We start from the raw sequence: 25,256 nt of genomic DNA, 5'->3' as shown, positions 1-25,256 counted from the left end.
GTGGGTACCTGTCAGGAGAACGGCCCGTTGACCGGACCGAGGGTCCGGTCGATCGCGGCGCGGGTCCTCTCCCGCGGCTCGGGCGCGGTGGACAGCAGAACGTGCATGATCGTGCCTTCGAGCAGCGCGTCCAGGCGCGCGGCGTTGTCCGGATCGGTGAAACGGCTGAGCACCGCCCGGCTGGCGGCCGTCCACCGCTCGGTGAGCGCGCGCAGTTCGGGGTCGCGCAGCGCCGCCAGACGAAGCTCGAATCCCAGGACCGCGCTCCGGTGCCGGGCCGGTCCTTCCTGTACGAGGTCGGTCAGCGCCTCGATCAGCTGCTCGCGTGTTTCCACGCGCGCGAACAGGTTCCTGAACACCGCGGACTGGACCTCGACATACCGCGCGAAGGCCTGGGCCCGAAGATCGGCCAGCCCGGTGAAGTGGTACGTGACGGAGCCCAGGGGGACATCGGCGTGGGCGGCGATCCGCCGATGCGTGGTGCCGGCCACCCCGTGCTCGGCGAGGACGTCCAGGGCGGCGTCGAGGATGCGTTCCCTGCGGTCGGGATCCTTCCTGCGCGGCCTCGGCGACGGTTCATGACGCTGCATGCGTACAAATGTACACCCGCTGAGGGTGCTTAGGAACGGATGTACGCACACGGAGACCGCCGCCGGGGGAGCGCCGTCGGGGGAGCGCCGTGAACCGGCCCCCGCGCCCGCTCCGGCGGCGCGAGACGGGGGGACGGGACTTCTCGGCGGCCTCTCAGATGGCGGACCAGCCGTTGTCGACGGGCAGGATGGTGCCGTTGATGTTGGAGGCGGCGTCGGAGGCGAGGAAGACGATGGCGGCGGCCTGCTCCTCCGCCGCGGCCACCTTGCCGGCGAGGCCGAGGTGGGGGGCGAGGGTGGCGGGGCCGCGCGCGTCCTTGCGGGCGTCGACCTGGATGGCGGTCGCGGTGGCGCCGGGCGCGATCGCGTTGGTACGGATTCCCTGGCTCCGGTACATCACGGCGAGGGACTTCGTCAGACCCACGATGCCGTGCTTGGAGGCCGTGTAGGCGGCGCCGGCGGCGCTGCCCCGCAGCCCGGCCTCGGACGCGGTGAACACGATCGCGCCGCTCCCCGCCGCCAGCATGTGCGGCACGGCGGCGCGGGTCAGCAGGAACGGGGCGGTCAGATTGACCCTGATGACCAGCTCCCACTCGGCGTCGTCGGTCTCGTCGAGGGCCGACATGCGGTCCATGACACCGGCGTTGTTCACCAGGACGTCCAGACCGCCCAGTTCCTCCACCGCCGTGGCGACGACCCGGTCCACCACCCGCTGGTCGCTGAGATCGCCGATCACCGCGCGGGCCGTGCCGCCCGCGCTCTCTATCGTCCTGACGGTCTCCTCGGCGCCCTCCTGGTTCAGGTCCGCCACCAGGACCCGCGCGCCTTCCCGGGCGAACATCAGTGCCGCTGCGCGGCCGATTCCCGACCCGGCTCCGGTGACCACCGCGGTGCGTCCCTGAAGGCCCGTGCTGCTCATGGTGTGCTCCATTTCCTGCGTGGGGGTGAAGGCGTCCGCGCCTACGGGAGCCAGGCAAACACAGCCGACTTACTTGAGTCAAGCAAGTAGATAATGGAGTGGATCTTTATCCGACATGGGGGTGCTTATGCCCCCGGCCCCCGGCCTCGGTCCCGACGTGCTGGGGCCGGGACCGAGGGCCGGGGCGGTGACTCAGCCGTGAGCCCGGTCAGGCGTTCCCTCGCTCGCGTGCTGTCCGTCCGGTCCGCGTCCGAGCAGCCGCAGCAGGCGGGCGACCTCCTGGGCCATCGCCTCCCGCGCGGGCCGCAGATAGGCGCGCGGATCGACGGTCGGGGGCTGCGAGGTGAGCCGGGTGCGCGCCGCCGCGCTGAAGACGGTGTTGAGATGCGTGGCGATATTGATCTTGCGCATCCCCGCGCGCACGGCGGCGGTGAGGTTGCTGTCCGCCACCCCCGACGAACCGTGCAGCACCAGCGGAACGGGTACCGCCGCGCGCAGTTCGCGGATGAGGTCCAGATCGAGTCGCGCGGTGCGGCGGGTCATCTGATGGGACGACCCGACCGCGACGGCGAGCGCGTCGACCCCGGTGTCGCCGACGAACCGGGCCGCCTCGCCCGGATCCGTCCGTACCCCGGGGGTATGGGCGCCGTCCTTGCCGCCGATCGCGCCGAGTTCCGCCTCGACCCACACCCCGCGCCCGTGACACCACTCGCTCATCTCGTGGGTACGGGCGACGTTCTCCTCCCAGGGCAGGTGGGCGCCGTCGTACATCACGGAGGTGAAGCCGCGTTCGACCGCCTCCTTGATCAGGTCGGTCCTGGTCGCGTGGTCCAGGTGCAGGGCGACGGGTACGGAGACCGAGGCGATGGCCTCGTGCGCGGCGGCGGCGAGCGGTCCGAGAGCGCCCCGGTAGGCGACGGCGTTCTCGCTGATCTGGACGATGACGGGTTCGTTCGCCTCTTCGGCGCCCGCGAGGACGGCCTCTAGCTGTTCGAGGAGGACGACATTGAACGCGCCGACGCCGTGCGCCGCCTCGCTGATGATGTCGCCGGTGGGGACGAGTGGCATGGTCTGCTTCCCGTGAAGGACGGAGGGCGGAGGGGGGACAGCGGGCCGGGGGGTATCAGCCGTTCTGTTCCAGCACCACCGAGCGGGTCAGATGCGTCGGCCGGTCGGGGTCGCGCCCCGCCGAGGTGGCCAGTTCGACCGCGAGCCGCTGGACGACGACGAGTTCGGCCAGCGGGTCGAGGCTCCCTTGGCGCAGATGGGCGCCCGTGGCGCCGATCTGGTCGGCCAGCGGCCCGGGCAGCGAGGAGAGCCCCCAGACGGCGCGGCCCGGCGCCGCCACCGCGATGGGACCGTGGCGGTACTCCATGAAGGAGTACGACTCGGTCCACCAGGCCGCGGCCTCCCGTACCTTCAGCGCCGCCTCGGCCGCGATTCCGACGCTCCACCCGGAGCCGAGGAAGGAGATCTGCCCGGCCCCGAGCAGTTCGGGCTCGATCTCGGCGGTGAGGGCGGTGGTGACATCGGCGAGCGCGCGTACGGTGCTCTCGCCCAGGTGGGCGCGGAGCAGCAGCAGCTGGGTGGTGGGGAAGCGGGTCTGGACGACGGAGCGCTCGTCCGCGTAGTCCAGGCAGATCACGTCGTCCGCGACGGCGGCGGCCGGCGAGTCACCGACCGCGGTGATCACGGTCGTACGGACGCTGGGGGCGAACTGGTCGAGCGCGGAGAGCACTTCGGTGGTGGTGCCGGACCTGGTCAGGGCCAGCACCCGGTCGTACGCGCGGTTCGGCCGCACCTCCGAGGCCGGGAACGCGTCCGTCAGCCCGAGCCCGGCCTCCTCCCGGAGGTGCGCGTACGACTGCGCCATGAACAGCGAGGTGCCGCAGCCGATGACGGCCACGCGCTCGCCGGGGGCGGGCAGGGCCGCGGAGTGCTGGGGAAGCTCCTTGATGACGCGCTCCCAGCAGTCCGGCTGGGAAGCGATCTCTTGGCTGGTGAACTGCTCAGACATGGTTCTCCGATGGGGTGAGCGCGCCACGCGGGCGCGGGGAGGCGAGAGGGGGATCCGGGTACGGGTACGGGTACGGGCGGGCCGGATCAGTGGCCGAGCGTCGCGCGCAGCGAAGGCTGGAGCAGCTTCGCGTGGGCGCGCACCATGTCGTCGCACAGGTCCCAGATGCGCTCGACGGGCAAGGCTGCCGCGGTGGCGGGGTCGGCCATGGCCGCCTGCCGGATGGACCGGGGGTCATCCTCGATTGCTGCCCGCACGACCAGCTCGTTCATGCTCAGATACCCCCGGTTGAGCGCGGCGCACTGCGCGGGCAGCGCGCCGGCCCGGGTCGGCTGCACGCCCAGGCCGTCGACCAGGCAGGGGACTTCGACGGTTCCGGTCGACGGCAGATTGTCGATCAGCCCGTGGTTGGGGACGTTGCCGTAGACCGTGCGGGGCGTGCCGGTCGTGATGCTGTGGATGATCTGGGGGGCGTACTCCATGGTGCCCTCGACGGCCAGCGGCGTCCCGGAGGCCAGCGCGTCGCGGGTCTTCTCGTACTCGGCGACGTTCTCGTCGACGATGCCGAGGTAGGCGCCGACGGGCAGGCGCAGCCGCTCGATCTCGCTGTCGTGGTGCAGATACCAGGGGACGTACTCGGCGGAGTGCTCGCTCGTCTCGGTCGGGTAGTAGCCGAGGCGGCGGTACATGTCGACGCGCACCCGGCGCCGCAGCTGCGGGTCCTGTGCGATCAGCTCGTCCAGCCGCGGGTAGAGGTCGGTTCCCCCGTGTTCGAGACGCAGCACCCACGCCTGGTGGTTGACTCCGGCGGCCCGGTAGGTGACCTCCTGGTGCGGGACGCCCAGCAGGTCCGAGAGGTCGCGGATGGTCCAGTACACCGAGTGGCACAGGCCGACGACGCGGGTCAGCCCGGTGGCGCGCGTGAGGTACTGGACGTTCATCGCCATGGGGTTCGTGTAGTTGAGCAGCCAGGCGTCGGGGCAGACCTCGGTGATGTCCTCGCCCAGCGACTTGAGCAGCGGGAAGGTGCGCAGCGCGCGGAAGATCCCGCCCACGCCGAGGGTGTCGGCGATGGTCTGGCGCAGGCCGTGGCGGGCGGGGACGTCGAAGTCGGTACGGGTCGACTCGCCCATGCCGACCTGGACGATGTTGATGACGAAGTCGGCGTCCTGGAGGGCCGCGCGGCGCTCGGCGTGGGCCGTGATGCGCGGTGTGGCGCCGCCGGGTCCGATCAGCCGGTCCGCGATGTGGCGCGCGGCGCCGTGGGCGGTGTCGAGCCGCTCGCTGTCGATGTCGTGCAGGGCGATATGGGCGCCCCGCAGCTCGGGGAAGGCGAAGAGGTCGGCCAGCAGGCCCTGGGTGAAGACGACGCTTCCGGCGCCGATGAACGCGATTTTCGGGTGGGTGAGGGTCATGAGTGGTTCTTTCCGTTGCGGGCGAGTGCCGTTCGGGCCTCGTCCCAGGTGGGCTGGGCGGCGGTGCCGCCGTGTGCCCGGGTGGACAGTGCGCCGCAGGCCGCGGCGAGTTCGAGGGCTTCCGCGGTGGGCAGGCCGCGCAGGACCGCCGCGACGAACCCGGCGTCGAAGCTGTCTCCGGCGCCGACGGTGTCCAGCGGCCGGGCGGCGATGCCGTGGGTGCGGGTCAGTGTGCGGCCGTCGTGGGCGAGGGCGCCTTCGGCCCCGTCCTTGACGACCACCAGCGGTCCGTGGGCGGCGAGTTGGCGGGCGGCGTCGGCCAGGGAGGCGGGGCGCTGTCCGGTGCCGGCGGAGGCCGCGAGTGCCAGCGCCTCCTGGGCGTTGGGCAGCAGGTAGTCGGTGACGGCGAGCGTCGCGTCGAGTGTGCCGGGGGCCCACTCGCCCGACGGGTCGTCGTTGGTGTCCAGGGAGGTGGTGGCGGAGTGCGCGCGGGCCCTGCCCAGCAGTTCGGGCAGGGCGGCGGCGAGCTTGGGCAGCAGGAAGTAGGAGGCCGCGTGGACGTGCCGGCTGCCGGTGAGCAGCTCGTCCGGCACGTCGTCGGGGCCGGTGGCGGTCAGGGTGCCGGGGGAGGTGAGGATCGTACGGTCGCCGTCGCCGCGTGTCACGACCACGGTGAGCGGGGTCGGCAGGCCGGGGTCCACGCGCAGGGCGCCGGTGTCGACACCCCGGGCGCTCAGCGCCGCACGGACGAAGCGCCCCGATTCGTCGTCCCCGACGCGCCCGGCGAAGGCGACCTTGAGCCCGAGCCTGGCCGCCCCGCAGGCCATGATCGCGGCGGAGCCGCCGAGGGTGAGCAGACCGGTGTCGACGAGCTGTTCGCGCTGTCCGAAGGCGAGCGGCGCGTCGAGCGGTCCCAGAACGATGTCGGGGTTGGCGTCCCCGATGACCAGCAGGTCGAAGGTGTGTGGCATACGGCTTCCCCGTGGTGTGCGGACCTGGCGAGTGGACCTGGCGAGTGGATGTGACGACGGATGTGGCGACGGATGGGCGACGGATGGGGCGGTGTGCGCGGCGGCCTCAGCCTTTGAGGCCGCTGGAGGTGATGGACTGGATGAACGACTTCTGAGCGAAGAGGAACGCGAGCAGGACCGGCAGGACGGTGATCACATTGCCCGCCATGACCGCCGACCACTGGGTGTGATGCTGTCCCTGAAACGTCGTCAGCCCCAGCTGGAGGGTGTACTGGGTGTCGTGGTTGATGGCGATCAACGGCCAGCTCAGGTCGTTCCAGGTGGTCAGGAAGGTCAGGACCGCCACGGTGCTCAGGGCGGGCCGCGACAGCGGCAGCACGATGAGGAACAGCACCCGGAGCCGTGAACACCCGTCGATCCACGCCGCCTCCTCCAACTCCCTGGGCAGGGAGAGGAAGAACTGCCGCAGGAGGAACACCGCGAAGGGCGTGACCAGCGAGGGGACGATCAGCGCGCCCAGTGTGTCGATGAGCCCGAGCCGCTTCATGACGAGGAACGTGGGGATCATCGTCAGCTGGAACGGGATGGCCATCGTCGCCAGCATCAGCGCCAGCAGCACCCGGGAGCCGGCGAACCGCATCCGGGCGAACGCGTAGCCGCCGAGTGAGCCGAGCAGCAGATTGGACGCCACGGCGACCGCCGACACGATCAGTGAGTTGGCGAACCAGCGCGGGAACAGCGCGTTGCCGATCACGTACCGGTAGCCGCCCAGATCGATCCGCGAGGGCCACAGGGCCGGTGGGAACCGGTTGATCTCCGCGTTGCTCATCACGGAGCTGAGCACCAGCCAGATCAGCGGGATCGCGAAGACGGCGGTGAGCGGGGCGAGCAGCAGATGCCAGCCGCTGAACGGCAGCCAACGGCGGCGCCGCGCCGGGCCGCCGGAGGGTCCGCCGGACAAGGCGGTGGAAGATGCTGCGGAAGAGGCGGTGGTGGTCGTGGTCGTCGCCGTCGTCATCGTGCGGCTCCTTCGAGACGGTCGTTCGCGCGCGCCCGGCCCCGTACGGCCCGCGTCACCCGCGGGGCCACGCCGAGGACGAGCAGGGCCAGCGCGAGCGCGTAGGCGGCCGCGGCCCCGTAACCGGCGGTGAAGTTCTTGAACGCCTGCTCCCAGATGAAGTAGACGATCACCGTGGTCGAACCGAGCGGTCCGCCCTTGGTCGTCACATACACCAGATCGAAGACCTGGAGGGCGTTGATGGTCTGCCACAGCAGCAGGAACACGAGGACCGGCGTCAGCGCGGGGAGGGTCACGTGGCGCAGCAGATGCCACCGCCCGGCGCCGTCCAGCCGCGCGGCCTCGACGAGGGAGGGCGACACGTCCTGGAGCGCGGCCAGCGTCACCACCACGCAGAATCCGGTGCCGCTCCACAGCGAGATCGCCACCAGGACGAGCAGGGCCTGTCCCGGGTCGGTGAGGAAGCCCTGGGAGGAGATGCCGAGCTGGTGCAGTACGGAGTTGGCCGCCCCGAACTCCGGGTCGAGGATGAAGGAGAACAGCACTCCCTGCGCCGTCGCCGAGATGACGAACGGCACGAAGATCAGTGTGCGGTACAGGCCCACCAGCCGGATGCGCCGGTTCAGTACGAGGGCCAGCAGCAGCCCCAGACCGATGCTCAGCGGCACGTACAGCGCCGTGTAGAGCAGTGTGTTGCGCACCGCCTGGCTGAAGTGCGGATCCTGGACCAGCGCCCGGTAGTTGCCCAGGCCGACCCAGCGGCTCGGTGTGACCAGGTCGTCGGCCTGGAAGGACAGCAGCAGCGACCAGGCGACGGGGATGACGCTCAGACCGAGGATGACCAGGACCGAGGGCGACACGAACGCCCAGGCCGTCGCGGACTCCCCGCGCAGTCGGCGCCGCAGCGCGCGCGGTGTGGGCGGTGGCTGGCCGGGGACGGCGCCCGGGGCACCGTCGCCGGTGGGTTCGGTCCGGTGGTCATGAGCATCGTGGGGCAGCGTGAGCGGAGTGGGCAGGCGCGGCATCGGGTTCCTCTCAACGCGGGATGAGCAGGGCGGCGTTGGCCTCGTCGGCGCAGGCGCGCAGCGCCTTGACCGGAGTGCTCCTGCCGAGCAGTACGGCCGCGATGGCCTGCCCGAGCGCCTGCGAGATCTGTGGATAGGCCGGATGGACGGGACGGACGCGGGCCGTGTCCAGCGACCGGGTGAACACCGTCAGCCCCTCGGTGCCGGCCTCCTGCTCGCGCCACGCGGGCAGGGCCTGGGTGCTCCGGCTCAGCGGCAGGCTGCCGGCCTCGACGTCCCAGCGCACGTCCTGGGCGGGCCGCGACAGCCAGGTCACGAAGGTGCGCGCCGCCCGCACCCGCGCCGGGCCGTTGTCGAACACGGTCCAGGTGTCGGGGCCCGATATGGTCAGCGGCCTGCCGCTGTAACTGGGCAGCGGGACCACGTGGTAGTCGATCTTCGCCTGGTGGACGTCGGGCAGCTGCCACGGTCCGGTGACGACCATGCCCATCCGGCCGGACAGGAAGACCTGGTACATCTGCTCGCTGCCCGGCTTGGGGTCGATGTAGACGCTTCTGTCCTTCGCGAGCGCCGCCACCGTCTCCAGGGCGAGCGCGCCGACGTCGGCGAAGCCGATGCGCTGTCCGTCCTCGCTGACGACATCGCCGCCCAGGTCCCACACCATCGGCCACAGCCGCCACACCGTGTCCTCGTCGCCCACGCCGGGCCAGCCGGTGCCGAAGGTGCCGCGCGTCCGGTCGGTGAGCTTCCTGGCCGTCGCGGTGAACTCCTCCCAGGTCCAGCCCGGTTCGGGGAGCGGTAGGCCGGCGTCGCTGAAGAGCTTCTTGTTGCAGATGACGGCGAGCGAGTCGAGCAGCGCGGGCGCGGCCCGTATCTGTCCGTTGAGCGTGACGGCCTCGCGGGCGGGTCGCCAGAAGTCGTTCCAGGGGACGTCGCCGGAGCGGAGTGTGTCGGTGAGGTCCACCACGGAGGGGCTGCGCGCGACACTGGCCAGGTCCGAGCCGAAGATATAGGCGACATCGGGGAAGGAGCCGGACGCCAGCGCCGCGGTGATCTTCTGGAGCATCGCGTCGGCCAGGACGCCCCCGCCGGCGTCGACCCGGATGCCGGGATGGGTGCGGTTGAAATCCGCCACCAGCCCCTCGATCGCCTTGCGGCCGGTGTCCGTCTGGCCGTGCCAGAGTTCGACGGTGACCCGCCCGTCGGCCCCGACACCGTCGTCGGTGCCCGTACCGCAGCCGGGCAGCGCCGCCGTGGCGGCGGCGCCGAGCGCCAGCCCGGTGCCCCGGCGCAGGGCCGTACGGCGCGAGAGTCCGGCGGGAGCGCCGGGAATGCGGTGTGCTGCGGCCATCTGAGCCCCCAGGGAAAGCGCGAAGCGGCACGGTGTGCGCGGTGTGCTGGATGAGTGGGGTGTCGGGCGGCGCGCCGTGGCGGGCGCGTCGCGACACGCGAGCGCGCTCCGGGAGAGGAGCCGGGCTCGCGGGGGGAGAGCGGGGCCGTGGGGGAGCCGGGGCCCGGTGCGCCCCGCCGCGAGCGGGAGGTGCGCCGTGCCCCGGCCGGGCCGTTCACCGGACTGTTCGCCGGGCCCCGGCCGGGCCGTTCGCCGGACCGGAGAGCGGAGGCGCGTGTCAGCAGGTCTTGCGGACGTACGAACTGCTGCCGGGGGCGGTGACGTTCACATCGCGCAGCACGACGCTCAGCCGGTCACCGAAGCCGGCGCACGTCTCCTTGAAGTACTTCTCCTTGTACTCGATCACGATCACGTTGTTGCCGAAGCCCTCGACGTAGTCGCCGCACTCGTCCCACTCGCCGCACTCCTCGGCGACGGCGAAGTCCAGACCGGTCTGCGCGCGGGCCGTCGAGAAGTTCGCGGTGTTCTTCTGCGCGATCGCCAGGCCCTTCTGGTGGGCGTAGTCGGAGAGCAGCTTGATGTACGCCTTGGCGTTGGCCTCGCTGATCTGGCTGAACCGGTCGAAGGTGTCCAGGTTGTCGGGCTCGACGGCGTTGAAGCCCTTGCTCGCGCAGGTGTCGATCCAGGAGTTCACCTTGGCGGCGATCAGCTTGCGCTTCGCGTCGGTACGGATGTCGAGGATGGCCTCGCCCCAGCCGTCGTCGTAGACGACGTTGCCGCTGGAGTCGCGCAGCAGCAGGTCGCCCCACTCGTTCTCGGCTCCTGGCTGCGCCTGGAAGGCGTTGACGTAACAGATGTTGTAGAGGCCCGCCGCCGGCGAGGCGGTGTAGTCACGGCTGACCACCGTCACTCCGGTGGGCGGGGTGTAGGCCTGGCCGATCTGGTAGTCGAAGTTGGCGTGGGTGGGCGGCAGGGTCACGGCCTGGGCCGCTGCGCTCGCGGTGGGGGAGACGACCAGCGGTGTGATCACCGCCGCCGTCACGGCCGCCGCCGCGGCGACGAACCGGCGTGATCCGACACGGGTGTTGAGGGGCATCTTGAGCTCCAGAAGATGGGGGGTACGTCCCCGCCTCGGACTCCGCGCGCGGCGCGGCGGTCCTGGCGACTCTGTCCGGACTGGCGGTCCGTGGACCGCGTTACCGGCTGGGCGTACCTCTGGCGCCGCGTGCTCAGCTCTGGCGTTGGATGGAGTAAAGCGAGCAAGTTTCGGCATGTCAACAGATCGAAGTTGCGCACTTTGCGCATATGGGCAGTCGATCGAACCCGCCCACGGGCCGGAAAAACCCCGAGCTGGGCTTCTTCGCGCAGGGCTATGCTCATCCCATGCTGAAAACTGAGCGTCATGCGCGAATACTTGAGCATGTCTCCGCGCGGGGCGGCACCCATGTCAACGAGCTGTCGAGGCTGTTGAACGTCTCGGGGGCCACCGTCCGGCGCGACCTGCAGCAGCTGGCCGGGCAGAACCTGCTGCGCCGCACACACGGCGGGGCGGTGGTCGGCAGCGTCGGGCCGGAGCTTCCGGTCCAGCACCGTACGGAGCGCTGCCGGCCCGAGAAGCAGGCCATCGCCAAGGCCGCCGTCGCTCTGGTGCCGGAGGGCGCGGTCGTCGGTATGACCGGCGGGACGACCGTCACCGAGATCGCGCGCCTGCTCGCGGCGCGCGGCCCCGTCACCATTGTCACCAACGCCGTGAACATCGCCGCCGAGATGGTGCGGCACAAGGACGTCACGCTGGTCGTCATCGGCGGCTACGCGCGTACCGCGAGCTACGAACTCGTCGGCCCCATCGCGGAGAAGACGCTGGCCGACCACCACACCGACATGACGTTCCTCGGGGTGGACGGGATCAGCGCGGCCCACGGCTGCACCACCCACGACCAGCTCGAAGCGGCGACGGACCGGGCCTTCGCCGACAGCAGCAGCCGGACCGTCGTCGTCGCTGACCACTCGAAGATCGGGAAGGTCACCTTCGCGAAGATCTGCCCGCTGGCGGACATCGACCACCTGGTCACGGACGGCGCGGCCCCGGCCGGCCACCTGGAGCGCATCGCCGACGCGGGCGTCTCCGTCACGGCGGTCTGACCGGTCCCGGCCGCGCCGGGCCCGGGGAGGCGCGCGAACAACGGCAGCCGGCGGGCCGGGTCGGCCCGCCGGCTGCGCGGCGTACTACGGAGGGTTACACGGTCGCGGGCTCCGGCTCCAGGGCGTCGGCGGCGTCCGCGGCGTCCTTCGGCCGCTCCGTCCGCTGCTCCGGCTTGGCCTTCGCGGCGCTCCTGGCCGGGGCGGGCTCCGTGGCCGGCCCGGCCTCGTCGGCGTCCTCGGTACCGGCGGAGGCGCCCTCGACGATGTCGAGGAAGCGGCGGATCGCCGGTACGGAAAGGTCGAGTTCGTCGGAGGCGCCCAGTTCGCTCCCGAAGACCTCGACCGCCTCCGCCACGGCCTCGGCCAGCTCGGCCTCGGCCTTGCGCAGCTTGGCCTCGGCCTTGTCGACGGTGTCGACGACCGCCAGCTGGCGGCGCTGCTTCTCCTGGAGCTTCTGCTTGCGGGATGGGCTCTTCTCGGGGGTCTGCGAAGTCATGACCAAGATCATAAGCCGCCGTCGCCGAACCTGAAAATCCCGAACTCACGTCCGTGAGAAGGACGTTCCGCCCGCCCGTGGCCCGGCCGCCCCGGCGATGCCGGACGGCCCGCGGGACGGACGGACGGAACGGGCGCGGGAGTCAGAGGCGCGCGCAGGCGGTGGAGTTCAGGGTGAACGCCGACGGTGTGCCGGTGCCGCCCGTCCCGGAGGCGATGAAGCCGAGGGAGACGGAGGCGCCGGGATCGATGACCGCCGTGTACGAGGCCGAGGCGGCGCTGACCGCGGAGCCGTTCTGCGAGGAGGTGGCGCCCCACATCTGGGTGACGCGCTGACCGTCCGGGAAGGTCCAGCCGAGCGTCCAGCCGTTGACGGCGGTGCTCCCGGTGTTGCGGATCACGACCTCCCCCTGGAAGCCGCCGCTCCACTGGCCGCTGACCGTGTAGCCGACCGCGCAGGAGCCCGTCGTGCCGCCGCCCCCGCCGGACGAACTGCCGTACACGGTTGCCTGCTTGGAAGTGGCGCCGATCCCGTCGGTGCCCTTGAAGATGCGCTGTCCCCACGAGGTCAGCGCGTTCGCGTTGAATCCCGCCGCCATGTCGAGATACTCCACACCGCCGCCGTTGCCGCTCCAGGACCAGCCGAGATAGCCGAGGCCCAGGGAGCGCGTGGTGGCCATGATGGCGTCCTCGTCCGGGTCGCCGTCCGAGTGCATGTCACCGAACTCGCCCACCAGGATGGGCAGTCCGGCGGCGACGAAGGTGTTCAGGTACGAGCTGACCTTGGCCGCGGTGTCGAAGACCCCGTACATGTGGATCGAGAACATGGTGTTGCGCAGGGAATCGGCGGCGAAGACCGACGCGGCGTTGTCCCGCATCGTGAACGACCAGTCCTGGCCCCAGTTCGGGGCGTCGACCATCAGGGTGTGTTCGAACCCGGCGTTGCGCAGCTTCTGGATGGCCGCCTTGGTGTCGGCCGTCCAGCCGGTGTAATTGGTGTTGCCGTACGGCTCGTTGCCGATATTGACGATGACGTAGTTCTCCTGGCCGGTCAGCGCGGTCCGCACGCTGACCCAGTAGTCCGCGGCCCGGGAGAGCGAGACCGCGGCGCTCTGCTCGCCGTAACCGGTGGTGTCGTGCGCCTCCAGCACACAGATCACCTTGTTCTGCTTGCACTGGGCGACGATGTTCGCCACGTCGGCCGTGTCGTTCTTGGTCCACTGGTCGCCGGTGCTCAGCACCACGCGGACGGTGTTGGCGCCGAGTGCCTTGATGTCGCTCAGGGCGGCCGTGGTCCGGCTCGGGTACCAGGTGTGGGCGTGGTTGACGCCCCGCATGACGAAGTCGTTGCCGTTCGCCTCCAGCAGCCTGCCGCCGCTGACGTGCAGGCCGGTGGCGGCGACGGCCGCGTGCGCGGGCGGGGCCTGCGGGCCGAGGACGAGCAGGGCGGACAGGGGTAAGAGGGCGAGCAGGGAGAGGAGCAGGCCGAGGCGGGCGGCCGGGGGAGTGGTGGTCCTCCCCGCGGGCCGGGCGGTGCGGGATGCGCTCATGGGGGATCTCCTGGGAGTGTGATGGTTCCGGACGGAGAGGGACCGGCGGCGGGGGCCGGCGGTGACGGGTCCGCCGGCTCAGCCGGTGGCGCAGCCGGCGACGGTGGTCGCGGACTGTGCGGGCGCGGGCCGGGACGCGAGGAACCCGAAGGTCGTCGAGGCTCCGGCGGCGAGCGTGCCGTTCCACGACAGCGCGCCCACGCTCACGCCGCCCGTGCCGGTGGCGAGCGCACCGTTCCACACCTGGGTGATCTCCTCGCCCGCCGGCACGGTGAGCCGGACGGTCCAGCCGTTCAGCGGCGCCGCACCGGTGTTGAGGACGGTCACCTCCGCCTGGTAGCCGCCCTGCCAGGACGAGACCGTACGGAGTGACGCGCCGCAGGTGGCGCTCCCCGGAGCGGACGGTGTCGGTGTGGGCGTCGGTGTGGGGGTGGGCGTCGGCGTCGGTCCGGTGCCACCGGGCGTCAGCAGCCCCGTGAGCGCCGGGTACCAGCGGGCGGCGATCTTGTCGTCGCCCGCACTGTTCGGGTGCACTCCGTCGTACGTGTCGTCGGCCGTGCTGAAGCCGCTCCACTGGTCGACGACGGTCACCGGCGACCGTGAGGTGCTCCGCCCGGCCGCCCAGCCGGGTATCCGGCTGTTGAGCGCCACCACGCGCTGGGCGCACTCGGCGCAGCTGCTCGGATTCATCGGGATGAGCTGGGCGACCAGGATCCTCATGTCCGGGTTGCTCGCCCGCATCTGGCCGATGAGGGTGTCGTAGGCCGCGAGGATCCGGTCGGGATCGATATTGCTCCACACGTCATTGGTGCCGAAGTGCATGACAACGATGTCGGGATGGGTTGCGTCGAGCCAGCCGGGGAGTTGGTTCTGTGCGGCGACAGCGGTCACCAGGGCGCCGCCGTGCCCTTCGTTGTCGCCGTCGTACGGCTTGGAGCAGCCCTGCGGGCCGAGTGTGCCGACGAAGTCGATCGAGGTGTAGCCGGTGTCCTGGAGCCGGTTCCAGAGCACGGAGCGCCAGCAGCCCGGCGAACCGGTGATCGAGTCGCCCAGCGGCATGATCCGTACCGGGTCGGCCGCCGCCGACACCGCGCTTCCCGGATGCGCGACAAGGCCGCCGACGGTGAGCGCGGTGAGTGCGAGGACGGCCAGGACCGCCCGTAACGCCGTGTTGTTCCGCATGTCCATGTTCCGCATATCCAAGGTCCCTTCTCGTGTATGCGGAGGTCCGACGAGAAATGGGAGCGCTCCCACTTTGGGGCGGAGCGGTCCACGTGCGCTGGCCACATCAACCCACTGTTGTCGAAGGCACGTCAAGAGTGATGACGGAGATCGGTTCCCGGGACGACGTCCCGGGAACCGGTCCGCGTCACTCGCCGGGCGCCGCCCGGTCCAGCCGCAGCATGACCTTGCTGCTCCCGCTCCCGGCGGCAACGGCCAGTGCCTCGCCCGCCCGTTCGAGGCCGAAGCGGTGGCTGATGACGGGCGACACATCGAGTCCGTCCCGCATCGCGGCCAGCGCCTCGTCGATCTCCTCGACGAAGCGGTACGAGCCGATCCAGGTGATCTCCCTGGTCACCAGGGACCCGAGCGCGGCGGGCGCGGCCGCCCCCGGCAGGTTGCCGACCTGTACGAGTGTGCCGCCGCGCGCGGTCGCCGCCAGGACCGGGCCCAGCGCGGCCGGGGCCCCCGAGGCGTCGAACGACAACTCGATGTCCTCCGGCAGCGGCGCGCCCGAGGAGACGTCGACCGTCTCGTCCGCGCCCATCGCCCGGGCGACGCGGAGGGACGTCTCGGAGAGGTCGGACGCGATCACCGCGGCGGCCCCCCGGTGCTTGAGCGCCGCCACGACCAGCGCCCCGATCGGACCGGCGCCGTTGACGAGTACGGTCCTGCCGCGCACGTCCCCGGCGCGGTGCACGGCGTGCAGGGCGACGGCCAGGGGCTCGGCGAGCGCGCCGTGCTCCGTGCTCACCCCGTCCGGCAGCGGCCGTATGCGCGCCGCGCGGACCACGCGGTACTCACTGAACCCGCCGTCGGTGTGCGGGTCGAAGGCGGCCGACCCGAAGTACCTGATCCGCCGGTGGAGGTTGGTGCGCCCGGCGATCCGGTCGGGCAGCGGTTCGTCCCCCTCCGGCTCCGCCGGGTGCGCGGTGACCGGCTGACCCTCCGTCAGACCGGTTACGGACGGGCCTGTTGCGGCGATCCGTCCGGCGATCTCGTGCCCGAGCACCAGCGGGTGCTTCAGCGCGGCGGTCCCGGACGCGCCGTGTTTCCAGTACGCGACGTCGGAGCCGCAGATCCCGCCCCACTCCATGGCGACGAGGACCTCTCCCGGGCCCGGCTCCGGGCGGGGGCGCTCGTCGATCCGCAGATCGCGCGGTCCGTGGACGACAACGGCCTTCACGCGGCGTCCTCCAGCCGCACCAGGTCGCGCCCGCGCGTCTCGGGGGCGAGGAACGCGGACACCAGGGTGATCAGCGAGTAGACGACGAGCATCGCGGCGATCGGCCACCAGCTGCCGGTGACGGCGGTGAGCGTCGCCGCGACGACCGGGCCGATCGCGGTGGCGAGGATGCCGCCGATCTCCTTGGACAGGGCGAGCTGGGTGAAGCGGGTGCGGGAGCCGAACAGTTCGGCCATCGTCACGCTCTCCAGCGAGAACAGCCCCAGGACCCCGACATTGAGTCCGAGGACCATGCCGAGCATCAGCGCGGAGGTGCTGCCGGAGGTGATCAGCAGCATCATCGGGAAGGCGAGGGCCATGGTCAGCAGGGTGAGCGCGATGTACATCGGGCGGCGGCCGAAGCGGTCCCCGAGCAGCCCGACCAGCGGCACGGTGAGGAAGCCCAGCAGCGAGCCGTAGACGATCGCGTCGGTGGGCACGGCCCGGTCGGCGTGCAGATTCGTGGCGATGTAGCCGACCAGGAAGGTCTGGATCAGCCCCGAGTTGCCGGCCTGGCCGAACCGCAGCCCGAGGGCGAGGAAGAACGCCTTGCCCTTGCGCTGCCGGATCCCGGCCTCCAGGACACTCTCCCGCTTCTCCTCCAAGGACGAGGAGTCGAGAGCGGATTCGACCTCCGTGCGGGACATCGCGACACCGTCGACGACATCGGGCCGCTCCTCGAAGACCGGGCTCTCCTTGAGGTTGCGGCGCAGCCAGACCGCGAAGATCATGAGCAGGAAGCTCAGCAGGAACGGCAGCCGCCATCCCCACGAGAGCAGTTGCTCCTCGCTGAGCACGGCGAGCAGGATCGCCCACAGCCCCGACGCGGCCAGTGTGCCGGAGTTGGTGCCGAGCGAGACCAGCGACGAGACCAGGCCCCGGCGCTTGGCGGGGGCGTACTCGGCGAGCATGACGGTGGCACCGGCGATCTCGGCGCCCGCCCCGAAGCCCTGGACGAGCCTCAGGACGACCAGCAGGATCGGCGCGAGGATGCCGATCGTCGCGTAGGTGGGCAGCGCTCCGATCAGCGTCGTCGACGCGCCCATCAGCAGAATGGTCAGGAACAGCACTTTCTTGCGGCCGATCCGGTCGCCCATGCGGCCGAAGTAGACGGCCCCGGCGAGCCGGGCGACATAGCCGACGCCGTAGGTCGCCATGGCGGCGATCAGCCCGATGGCCGGGCTGACATCCGGGAAGAAGATCTTGTTGAAGACGATGGCGGCGGCCAGCGAGTAGAGCTGGAAGTCCATGAACTCCATCGCCGTACCGAGCCAGCCGGAGACGGCGGCTCTGGTGAGGTCGCGCGTGGTGCGCGTCGCGGGGCCGGTGGGCTCCGTCCGCGTGGTGTCCGTCATGGTGAACTCCGTTGTTCAGGGCCGTGCTTGCGAGCGGGGCGGGGACATGAAGGGGGAGAGGGGAGGGGACGGGGGTGGGCCGAAGGGGCGCGCGGAGGGGGAGCGCGCGAAGGGGAGCGGGGCAGCGGGGGAACGGGCCGAGGGCACGGGGGAGCGGTCAGATCTCGATCCGGCCGGCCCGCAGCGCGGGGAGCCGGGCGGTGACGGCCCCGACCAGCGCGGCGTCCTCGGCCAGATCCGCCGCGCCGACCACGCGCAGCAGCCGCCGTACGGTGTCCTCGGTGTCCGGCGCGTCCTGCCGGCCGGCGCTCAGCGCGTCGGCCGCCGGGTCGGTCGTCCCGTACAGCTGGCCGCCGTCGGGGCCGGGGCGCGTGGCGTGCACCCAGGCGGCGAGGGCGAGTTCGAGTACGGGGGTGCTCGCCGGTGCGGAGCGCAGCGCGCGCAGCGCGTCGAACCACCGCTCGGGGATCTTCAACGAGCTGTCGGAGCCGATCTGCTGGAGCAGATGGCGCATCGAGGGGTTGCGGAACCGCTCCACGAGATCGCCCGCGTAGGACGCGGGGTCGGGGCCGCCGGCGGGCAGGGTGGGCCCGACCTCCGCACACAGTCCCCGTACGAGCCGCTCGCCCCAGTCGGTGGACAGGGCGTCGGCGACGGTCACGCAGCCCGCCACCGCGCCCAGATGGGCGAGGGCGGAGTGTGCTCCGTTGAGCAGCCGCAACTTCGTGAGCTGGTACGGCACCACATCGGCGACGAACAGCGCGCCGTCCAGTTCCCACGGCGGGCGCGGCCCCGTGAACGAGTCCTCCAGGACCCAGCTCCGGTACGGTTCGCCGACGACCGGGACGCTGTCGCGCACACCGAGCGCCGCCTCGGCCGCCCGCCGGTCCCGCTCGGCCGTCGCGGGCACGATCCGGTCGACCACGGTGGCCGGGAAGGCCACCGAGCCCGCCATCCAGTCGAGCACCGCCCGCCGTTGCGGCCAGGACGACGCCGCGACGAAACCGCGTACGACCGTGGCGAGCGCGGCGCCGTTCGCGGCCATGTTGTCGCAGGACACGAGGGTGACCGGGGCGCCTCCCGCGCGCATCCGCGCGGCGAGCCCGGCGGCGATCCGCCCCACGACCGTGGTGAGGCCGCCGGTGTCCGGCGCCGCGAGGTCCGCGGCGATCTCCGGTGCGGAGGTGTCGAGTTCACCGGTGCCGGGGCGGCGGTGGTGCCCCTTCTCGGTGATGGTCAGCGTCACCGTGCTGACCTCGGGGGAGGCGAGCAGCTCATCGACCCGCGCGGCGTCCCGGCGCATCGCGAGCGCCTCCGTCACCGATCCGACCACCCGCGTGGCCGGTCCTTCGGGGCGGCGTTCGGTCACCGAGTAGAGACAGTCCTGCGCGCGCATCGCGGCCACCGTGGTGGCCGAGCGCGGGGCGACCGCGACGATTCCCCACGGCTCGCCGGAGCGCGCGGAGGCCCGCTCGGTGTAGACGGCCTGGTGCGCCCGGTGGAACGCGCCGAGGCCGAAGTGGACGATACGGGGCCGCAGTTCGCGCGGATCGACGGCCGGGCGCAGTTCGGGCGCGAGCCGGCCGAGGGCGGCACGTCCCAGCGACGGCGGCGCGGCGCCGCCGGGCACGGACGGAGTCGGCGCGCTCACCAGTCATGCACCGACCCGTCGAGGCGGCGCGCCACCGGCAGATAGCGCGCCTGGTACGGGAACCGCTCGGCCGCCTTCTCGTCGTAGGAGACGCCGAGGCCCGGTTCCTCCGACGGGTGCAGCATGCCGTCGGCGAAGGTCACCCCGCTGCGGAAGACCTCGGCGGTCTCGTCCGCGTGCCCCATGTACTCCTGGATGCCGAAGTTGGGCACGGTGATGTCCACGTGGACGGCGGCGGCCAGCGAGACCGGCGAGAGGTCCGTCGCCCCGTGCGAGCCGGTCCGCACCTGGTAGAGCGCGGCCAGGTCGAAGATCCGGCGCAGATGGGTGATGCCGCCGGCGTGCACGACGGTGGTGCGCACGTAGTCGATGAGCTGCTCGGTGATCAGGTGCTGGACGTCCCAGATGGAGGTCAGCACCTCGCCCACCGCGATCGGTGTCGTCGTGTGCTGCCGGATCAGCCGGAACGCCTCCTGGTTCTCGGCCGGTGTCGGATCCTCCATCCAGAACAGCTCGCTCTCCTCGACGCGCTTGCCGAAGCGGGCCGCCTCGATGGGGGTGAGCCGGTGGTGCACGTCGTGCAGCAGATGGAAGCCGAAGCCGAAGCGCTCGCGCACGGCCTCCAAACAGGTCGGTGCGAACCGCAGATACGCCTCGGTGTCCCAGGGCTGCTCGTCGGGGAGCGAGGTCGCGGCCGGCTCGTACACCTTGCCCTTGCGCACGCCGTAACTCCCGCCGACGTCCGGTACGGCGGCCTGCGCGCGGACGGCCTTGTAGCCGAGGGCGAGGAACCGCTCGACATCGTCGAGCAGGGAGGGGACGTCCGTACCGCTGGCGTGCGAGTAGACCAGCACGCCGTCGCGCGAGCGACCGCCGAGCAGCTGGTAGACCGGCAGTCCGGCGACCTTGCCCTTGATGTCCCACAGGGCCGTGTCCACGGCGGCGATCGCCGTCATGGTGACCGGACCGCGCCGCCAGTAGGCGCCCCGGTACAGGTACTGCCACATGTCCTCGATGCGCGCCGGGTCCTTGCCGATCAGCAGCGGGACGAGGTGGTCCCGCAGATAGCTGGCGACGGCCAGCTCGCGGCCGTTCAGCGTGGCGTCGCCGTGGCCGGTCACCCCGTCCGACGTCGTGATGCGCAGGGTGACGAAGGTCCGCCCAGGGGAGGCGACGAACACCTCTACGCGTTCGATCTTGCTCACAGGTCCACTCCTTCGGACGTTCCTCACGGTGCCGGCCGGGGTGGGCGCGGGAGACCGCCACTGGTCGACACGACTGGTATACAAGCACCGGTCGCGAAGAGAAGCAATACTTGTGCGACACCGACCGCACGGCGTTACGGCGGCATTACCCCGCAGGTCGGCGCGGTCCTTCGGACGGGAGTGCGGCTACGGAGCCCGCGCCCCGATACGATGAGCGCATGGCTCAATCGAACCGGCGCAGGACCAGCCGCCGCGCCGTCTACACGACGTTGCGCCGCAAGGTTCTGACCCTTGAGTTCCCTCCGGGCTCGGCCCTGTCGGAGAACGAACTCGCGGCATCCCTCGGGGTGAGCCGCACACCGGTCAGGGAGAGCCTGATCCTCCTGTCGGAGGAGGGCCTCGTCCAGGTCTTTCCCCAGGTGGGGTCGTTCGTCTCACGCGTCGACCCGGCCAAGGTGGCCGACGCGCAGTTCCTCAGGGAGGCCGTCGAGCTGGCCTCCCTGGAGGACCTCCCCGCCGAGCTGGACCCCGAGCTGGTCGGTGAGCTGCGGCGCAATCTGGAGGCCCAGCAGCGGCCCGGCCTCGACCTGGAGGGCTTCTTCGAGCTGGACGAGGCGTTCCACCAGTCCCTGCTGCGCCTGAGCGGGCACGGCAGCGCCTGGGCGACCGTGGTCTCGGCCAAGGGACATCTGGACCGCGCCCGCCGGCTCGGCCTCTACGACACCGCCTCGTCGTCCGGCTTCGCCGCCCAGCACGTCGAGATCCTCGACGCGGTGCTGGCGGGCGACGTCTCCATGGCCAGGGCGGCCATGCGCGCCCATCTGCGCGCGGTGTTCGACGATGTCGAGCGCATCAGGGCGCGTTCACCCGAGCTGTTCGCCTCGGACTCGGGGACGGTTCCGGTCCGGCGCAATATCGTCGTCTGGGAGTGACCCCCGGCCACCGCCCCGCTGACCGCCCGTGCCACCGGGGGGCACTGAAGCCCCCGGGGTTACTGGAAGACCCCGGGGGTTACTGCAAGACCCCGGGGCTTACTGGAAGAACCTCGGCAGCCAGCCCGCCTTGTACTCCGGGTGCCCCGCGTGCTCGGCAGCCAACTGGCGCACGACGAAACCGAGCCCGACCGCCCGGCCCGCCCGGAACGTCTGGTCGGGGCGGTCCACGTCCAGCTCGGCCACCTCCTCGTACTCGTCGACGAGCACCCGGCTGGTCTCGATCCGGCGCAGGGTGCGCGCCGGATCCTGGTAGGCGGTGTGCCGGTCGTAGCCGAACCCCTTCAGCGTGAACGCGACCGTGCCGTTGGCATCGTGCACCTCACCCGGCAGATCGGGCGGACAGCGCCAGGAGTCGGCGCCCGCCGCCCGCGCGAGCGCCTCCTCCTCGGCGAGCCGGGCGCGTACGAAGGCCATCAGGGCGGCGTTGGGGTTCTTCATCAGGGTCCGGTCCTTCATTGCTCGCACCGCCGCGGACCCGAGGCCCGCACCGGTTCTGTTCGTCCAGCTCAGGATGGCGTACGCCGGTCCCCCGCGTCTCCTCGGCCGTTCTCCGTCGGCCACGCTCCCCGGACGGCCCAGCAGGACGGGCCGTCACCCGGGAACCCGTCTGGAATGGACGGGTGACCGCGCCTCCGGACGACTGCCTCGCCCGCAATGACTGGATCTGCGGAGCCTATCTCTCCAGCCGCCGCACGATCCTCTGGGACGCGGTCCTCCAGCACCTCCAACTGACGTTCTCGGCCGTCCTGCTCGGTCTGCTGATCGCCGTCCCCCTCGCGCTCGCCGCCCGCCGCTGGAGAGGGGCCGCCGGTCCCGTCCTCGGCGTCACCACCGTGCTCTACACCGTCCCCTCCCTGGCGATGTTCTCCCTGCTGCTGCCCGTGTACGGACTCTCCGCGTCGCTGGTCGTCGCCGGACTCGTCCTCTACTCGCTGACCCTGCTCGTCCGGAACATCCTCGCGGGCCTGCGCGCCGTGCCCGAGGAGACCCGGCAGGCCGCGCGCGGCCTCGGGTACGGTCCGCTCCGGCTGCTGGTCGCCGTCGAGCTGCCGCTCGCGCTGCCCGCGGCCATGGCGGGCCTGCGGATCGCGACCGTCTCCGCCGTCTCCCTCGTCACCGTCGGGGCGATCGTCGGCCACGGCGGACTCGGCAACCTCATCTACGCCGGGATGAACACCTACTTCAAGGCGCAGGTCCTCACCGCCTCCGCCCTGTGCGTCCTGATCGCCGTCAGCGCCGATCTGCTGCTGCTCGCACTGCAACGGCTGCTCACTCCCTGGACCCGCGGGGCGGGCGCGTGAACACGCTCACCGCCGCCTGGTCCTGGCTCACCAGCGCCGCCCACTGGCCGGGGCCCGACGGCATCGCGAGCCGGCTCGGCGAACACCTCTTCCTCACCGTCGTCTGCCTCGCCCTCGGCTGCGCGATCGCCCTTCCCGTCGCCCTCGTCCTCGGCCATCTCGGCAGGGGCGGGGCGCTCGCGGTCAACATCTCCAACGCGGGCCGCGCCGTCCCCACCTTCGCCGTCCTCGTGCTGCTGCTCCTCACCCCGATCGGGGGATACGGCCAGTGGCCGACGATCATCGCGCTGGTCCTGTTCTCGATCCCGCCGCTGCTCACCAACGCCTACGTCGGCATGCGAGGCGTCGACCGGGACGTCGTCCGGGCGGCGCGCGGCATGGGGATGACCGGCGGTCAGCTGCTGTGGCGGGTCGAGCTGCCACTGGCCCTGCCGCTGATCCTGACCGGGGTACGGATCGCCGCCGTCCAGCTGGTGGCGACCGCGACGCTCGCGGCGCTGGTCGGCGGCGGCGGACTCGGCCGGATCATCACCGCCGGATTCAATCTCGCCAACACTCCCCAGGTGGTCGCGGGGGCGGTGCTGGTCGCCGTGTTCGCGCTGCTGGTGGAGGCGGTCTTCGCGCTGGTGGGGTGGCTGGCGCCGCGCTGGGTACGGGGCCGCGCCGGATGAGGCCGCTGCCCCGCCCCCATACCCGTCCCCGTACCCGTACGCAGACGCGTACCCGTGCGTTCGCCGGTCTTCGTACGGCCGCCGTCCCGCTCGCGGCGCTGCTGCTGACCGCCGGCTGCGCCACGGGACCGTCGCTGGAGAACCGGGGCGATGTCACCGCGCCGCCGGGCGACAGCAGACATCTGACCATCGGCTCCGCCGGGTTCACCGAGAGCGATCTGCTCGCCCGGATGTACGCGCTGCTGCTGAACCGGGCCGGATACCACACCGAGATCCTCTCGGTCACGAACCGGGAGATCTACGAACCGGCCCTGGAGAGCGGCCAGATCGATGTCGTCCCCGAATACGCGGCGACCTTCGCCGACTGGCTCGCCGCCAGGGCCCGCGGCCCCGGCGCCGCCCCGGCCGGCTCACCCGATCTGCGGACGACGATGAGGGCGCTGCGCCCACTGGCCGCCGCGCGCGGACTGGCCGTCCTCGACCCCGGCCGCGCCGTCGACCAGAACGCCTTCGCCGTGGCCGCCTCCTACGCCCGCCGGCACCGGCTCAGGACCCTGAGCGATCTCGGCGCCTCCGGGCTGCCGGTGCGGCTGGCGGCGGGCGACGAATGCGTACAGCGCCCCTACTGCGCGCCGGGGCTGCGCAAGACGTACGGCATCGACATCACCGGCATCGACCCCAAGGGCGTCGGCACCACCCCGGCCAAACAGGCCGTGCGGAACGGTCAGGACCAGCTGGTCCTGACCACCACCACCGACGCCACACTCGACCAGTTCGGGCTGGTGCTCCTCGCCGACGACAAGCACCTCCAGAACGCCGACTACATCGTTCCCGTCGTCAACCGCGCGCGGGCCGGCGGCCCGGGGATCGTCCGCGCGCTCAACCGGCTGAACACCGTACTGACCACGAAGGAGCTGGCCTCGATGAACCAGCGGGTCGACAACTGGCGCAGGCTGCCCGAGGACGTCGCCCGGGGGTATCTGGAATCGAAGGGCCTGATCCCGTCCGGCTGACCACCCCGAACCACCCCGAACCACCCCCGGGACACCCGGGATTCGTCAGGGCGTCAGCCGGGCCGGGAACCAGGCCAGTTGGGCGGCCTCCTGGTACGCCTCGCCGCCCTCGTGGTCGTTGAAGTGGTACACCTCTATCGACTTGTCCTGATGCGCGTAGGCGTTGAAGGCCGCGAAGACCGTCGACGGCGGGCAGGTCTCGTCCTCCAGCGCCACGGAGAACAGCGCCGGCGCCCGCCCGCGCGCCGCGAAATGCACCCCGTCGAAATAGCTGAGGGTGCGCCAGGTCTGCTCCGTACGGCCGCGATACGTCTTCAGATAGTTGCCCACCTCGCGGTACGGGTGGCGGTCGGTGAACGTCGTGGCGCGCGGGAAGTCGCAGAGGAAGGGCACATCCGTCGCGACCGCCGACAGATCCGGCACCAGCCCGGCCACCGCGAGGCTGATACCGCCGCCCTGACTCGCCCCGCGCACCGCCGTGCGCCCCGCGTCGACCAGCGGATGGGAGCGGGCGGCCTCCACGGCGCGCACCGCGTCGGTGAACAGCCGCCGGTAGTAGTAGGTCTCGGGGTCCTCGATGCCCCGGGTCATGAAGCCGGGGAACGAGGGAGCGCTGCCCACCGGATCGGGGGTGTCGCCGCCGTTCCAGCCGGCGCCCTGGCCCCGGGTGTCCATCACGAAGTGCGCGTACCCGGCGGAGCCCCAGAGCCGATGGGTGTGCGGCAGCCCGCGCCCGCCGCCGTACCCGAGGTACTCCACGACCACCGGCAGCGGCTCACGCGTCCGCGCGGGCAGCACCAGCCAGCCCTTGACCGGGTGGCCGCCGAAGCCCGCGAAGGTCACGTCGAAGACCTCCAGGGTCGTCAGCGCGGTGGACACGGGCCGGAAACGGGCGTCGAGGTCGTGACCGCGCGCCTCGTCGAGGGTCTTGGCCCAGAACCGGTCGAAGTCGTCCGGCTCCACGGACGCGCTCCGGTAGTCGCGGAGCTTGTCGAGGGGCATGTCGGACAGGGACATGAGGGGACCGCCTTCGTGAGGATCGGCCGGAAGCGCGTCAGGACGCCCGGACGATCACACCGTACGGCCGCGGGCGGGCCGGCAGAAGACCGCGCGAAGCTTCCTGGGC

The 25,256-nt window shown here is 71.7% G+C and carries 24 protein-coding genes; 5 read left to right on the top strand and 19 right to left on the bottom strand.

What is annotated here, in order from left to right; all coding sequences use genetic code 11:
- Positions 1–11: 11 nt before the first annotated feature.
- The 10 genes from OG627_RS02495 to OG627_RS02450 form a co-directional block, all read right to left on the bottom strand.
- Complete coding sequence (locus OG627_RS02495) at positions 12–590, bottom strand: TetR/AcrR family transcriptional regulator (RefSeq protein ID WP_329060941.1); 579 nt, start codon at positions 588–590, stop codon at positions 12–14.
- A 154-nt stretch (positions 591–744) separates the two neighbouring features.
- Positions 745–1,509 (bottom strand): SDR family NAD(P)-dependent oxidoreductase, encoded by a 765-nt coding sequence (locus tag OG627_RS02490; RefSeq protein ID WP_329060939.1) that lies wholly within the window; start codon positions 1,507–1,509, stop codon positions 745–747.
- A 192-nt stretch (positions 1,510–1,701) separates the two neighbouring features.
- Entirely contained in the window at positions 1,702–2,577 is an 876-nt protein-coding gene (locus OG627_RS02485; RefSeq protein WP_329060937.1) for a class II fructose-bisphosphate aldolase, read from the bottom strand.
- 55 nt (positions 2,578–2,632) lie between these two features.
- Positions 2,633–3,526: an SIS domain-containing protein gene (locus OG627_RS02480; protein ID WP_329060935.1), complete on the bottom strand. Its 894-nt coding sequence runs from the start codon at positions 3,524–3,526 to the stop codon at positions 2,633–2,635.
- A gap of 86 nt (positions 3,527–3,612) precedes the next feature.
- Complete coding sequence (locus OG627_RS02475; protein ID WP_329060933.1) at positions 3,613–4,941, bottom strand: alpha-glucosidase/alpha-galactosidase; 1,329 nt, start codon at positions 4,939–4,941, stop codon at positions 3,613–3,615.
- On the bottom strand, positions 4,938–5,912 hold the full coding sequence (locus tag OG627_RS02470; protein WP_329060930.1) for a carbohydrate kinase family protein: 975 nt from the start codon (positions 5,910–5,912) through the stop codon (positions 4,938–4,940). Before OG627_RS02470 ends, OG627_RS02475 begins: the two co-directional genes overlap by 4 nt.
- A gap of 106 nt (positions 5,913–6,018) precedes the next feature.
- A complete protein-coding gene (locus tag OG627_RS02465; protein ID WP_329060929.1) occupies positions 6,019–6,930 on the bottom strand; it encodes a carbohydrate ABC transporter permease in 912 nt (303 codons plus the stop codon).
- Entirely contained in the window at positions 6,927–7,955 is a 1,029-nt protein-coding gene (locus tag OG627_RS02460; protein WP_329060927.1) for a carbohydrate ABC transporter permease, read from the bottom strand. The genes OG627_RS02465 and OG627_RS02460 overlap by 4 nt, the downstream gene beginning before the upstream one ends.
- Before the next feature lie 10 nt (positions 7,956–7,965).
- On the bottom strand, positions 7,966–9,306 hold the full coding sequence (locus tag OG627_RS02455; RefSeq protein ID WP_329060926.1) for an ABC transporter substrate-binding protein: 1,341 nt from the start codon (positions 9,304–9,306) through the stop codon (positions 7,966–7,968).
- Between the two features lie 277 nt (positions 9,307–9,583).
- Positions 9,584–10,402 carry an endo alpha-1,4 polygalactosaminidase gene (locus tag OG627_RS02450; RefSeq protein WP_329060924.1) on the bottom strand — a complete coding sequence of 273 codons (819 nt, stop codon included), beginning with the start codon at positions 10,400–10,402 and terminating at the stop codon, positions 9,584–9,586.
- A gap of 287 nt (positions 10,403–10,689) precedes the next feature.
- On the opposite strand from OG627_RS02450, the gene OG627_RS02445 reads away from it, so the two are divergent.
- Positions 10,690–11,448 carry a DeoR/GlpR family DNA-binding transcription regulator gene (locus tag OG627_RS02445; RefSeq protein ID WP_329060923.1) on the top strand — a complete coding sequence of 253 codons (759 nt, stop codon included), beginning with the start codon at positions 10,690–10,692 and terminating at the stop codon, positions 11,446–11,448.
- Between the two features lie 94 nt (positions 11,449–11,542).
- Here the strand turns inward: OG627_RS02445 and OG627_RS02440 are convergent, their stop codons facing one another.
- From OG627_RS02440 to manD, 7 genes are all read right to left on the bottom strand, one after another.
- Entirely contained in the window at positions 11,543–11,944 is a 402-nt protein-coding gene (locus tag OG627_RS02440) for a hypothetical protein (RefSeq protein ID WP_329060920.1), read from the bottom strand.
- Positions 11,945–12,086: 142 nt separating this feature from the next.
- Positions 12,087–13,493 carry a cellulase family glycosylhydrolase gene (locus OG627_RS02435; RefSeq protein ID WP_329060919.1) on the bottom strand — a complete coding sequence of 469 codons (1,407 nt, stop codon included), beginning with the start codon at positions 13,491–13,493 and terminating at the stop codon, positions 12,087–12,089.
- A 78-nt stretch (positions 13,494–13,571) separates the two neighbouring features.
- Positions 13,572–14,681 (bottom strand): cellulose binding domain-containing protein, encoded by a 1,110-nt coding sequence (locus tag OG627_RS02430; RefSeq protein ID WP_443073601.1) that lies wholly within the window; start codon positions 14,679–14,681, stop codon positions 13,572–13,574.
- Between the two features lie 181 nt (positions 14,682–14,862).
- Complete coding sequence (locus OG627_RS02425) at positions 14,863–15,900, bottom strand: L-idonate 5-dehydrogenase (RefSeq protein ID WP_329060915.1); 1,038 nt, start codon at positions 15,898–15,900, stop codon at positions 14,863–14,865.
- Positions 15,897–17,294 carry an MFS transporter gene (locus OG627_RS02420; RefSeq protein WP_329060913.1) on the bottom strand — a complete coding sequence of 466 codons (1,398 nt, stop codon included), beginning with the start codon at positions 17,292–17,294 and terminating at the stop codon, positions 15,897–15,899. Before OG627_RS02420 ends, OG627_RS02425 begins: the two co-directional genes overlap by 4 nt.
- A 157-nt stretch (positions 17,295–17,451) precedes the next feature.
- Positions 17,452–18,945 carry a mannitol dehydrogenase family protein gene (locus tag OG627_RS02415; protein WP_329060911.1) on the bottom strand — a complete coding sequence of 498 codons (1,494 nt, stop codon included), beginning with the start codon at positions 18,943–18,945 and terminating at the stop codon, positions 17,452–17,454.
- A complete protein-coding gene (gene manD / locus OG627_RS02410; protein WP_329060910.1) occupies positions 18,942–20,150 on the bottom strand; it encodes a D-mannonate dehydratase ManD in 1,209 nt (402 codons plus the stop codon). The genes OG627_RS02415 and manD overlap by 4 nt, the downstream gene beginning before the upstream one ends.
- Positions 20,151–20,368: 218 nt before the next feature.
- On the opposite strand from manD, the gene OG627_RS02405 reads away from it, so the two are divergent.
- Positions 20,369–21,082, top strand: a complete 714-nt coding sequence (locus tag OG627_RS02405) for a GntR family transcriptional regulator (protein ID WP_329060908.1) — start codon at positions 20,369–20,371, stop codon at positions 21,080–21,082.
- Positions 21,083–21,181: 99 nt separating this feature from the next.
- Here the strand turns inward: OG627_RS02405 and OG627_RS02400 are convergent, their stop codons facing one another.
- The gene (locus tag OG627_RS02400) at positions 21,182–21,583 is read right to left on the bottom strand and encodes a DUF6221 family protein (protein ID WP_329060906.1); all 402 of its coding nucleotides are present in this window, start codon (positions 21,581–21,583) and stop codon (positions 21,182–21,184) included.
- Between the two features lie 182 nt (positions 21,584–21,765).
- Here OG627_RS02400 and OG627_RS02395 point away from each other — a divergent pair, with 182 nt between their 5' ends.
- From OG627_RS02395 to OG627_RS02385, 3 genes are read left to right on the top strand one after another with little or no spacing between them, the layout of a single operon-like run.
- Positions 21,766–22,446, top strand: coding sequence for an ABC transporter permease (locus tag OG627_RS02395; RefSeq protein ID WP_329060904.1), 681 nt, complete (start codon positions 21,766–21,768; stop codon positions 22,444–22,446).
- Positions 22,443–23,117, top strand: coding sequence for an ABC transporter permease (locus OG627_RS02390; RefSeq protein WP_329060903.1), 675 nt, complete (start codon positions 22,443–22,445; stop codon positions 23,115–23,117). The genes OG627_RS02395 and OG627_RS02390 overlap by 4 nt, the downstream gene beginning before the upstream one ends.
- Positions 23,114–24,130: an ABC transporter substrate-binding protein gene (locus OG627_RS02385; protein ID WP_329060901.1), complete on the top strand. Its 1,017-nt coding sequence runs from the start codon at positions 23,114–23,116 to the stop codon at positions 24,128–24,130. Before OG627_RS02390 ends, OG627_RS02385 begins: the two co-directional genes overlap by 4 nt.
- Before the next feature lie 45 nt (positions 24,131–24,175).
- On the opposite strand, the gene OG627_RS02380 is transcribed toward OG627_RS02385, so the two are convergent.
- On the bottom strand, positions 24,176–25,147 hold the full coding sequence (locus tag OG627_RS02380; RefSeq protein WP_329060899.1) for an acetylxylan esterase: 972 nt from the start codon (positions 25,145–25,147) through the stop codon (positions 24,176–24,178).
- Positions 25,148–25,256: the final 109 nt, after the last annotated feature.

It is taken from the genome of Streptomyces sp. NBC_01429 (genome assembly GCF_036231945.1).
Lineage (GTDB): Bacteria > Actinomycetota > Actinomycetes > Streptomycetales > Streptomycetaceae > Streptomyces.
Note: the sequence above shows the minus strand (reverse complement) of the source record. Positions and strands in the feature narration are given on the sequence as shown.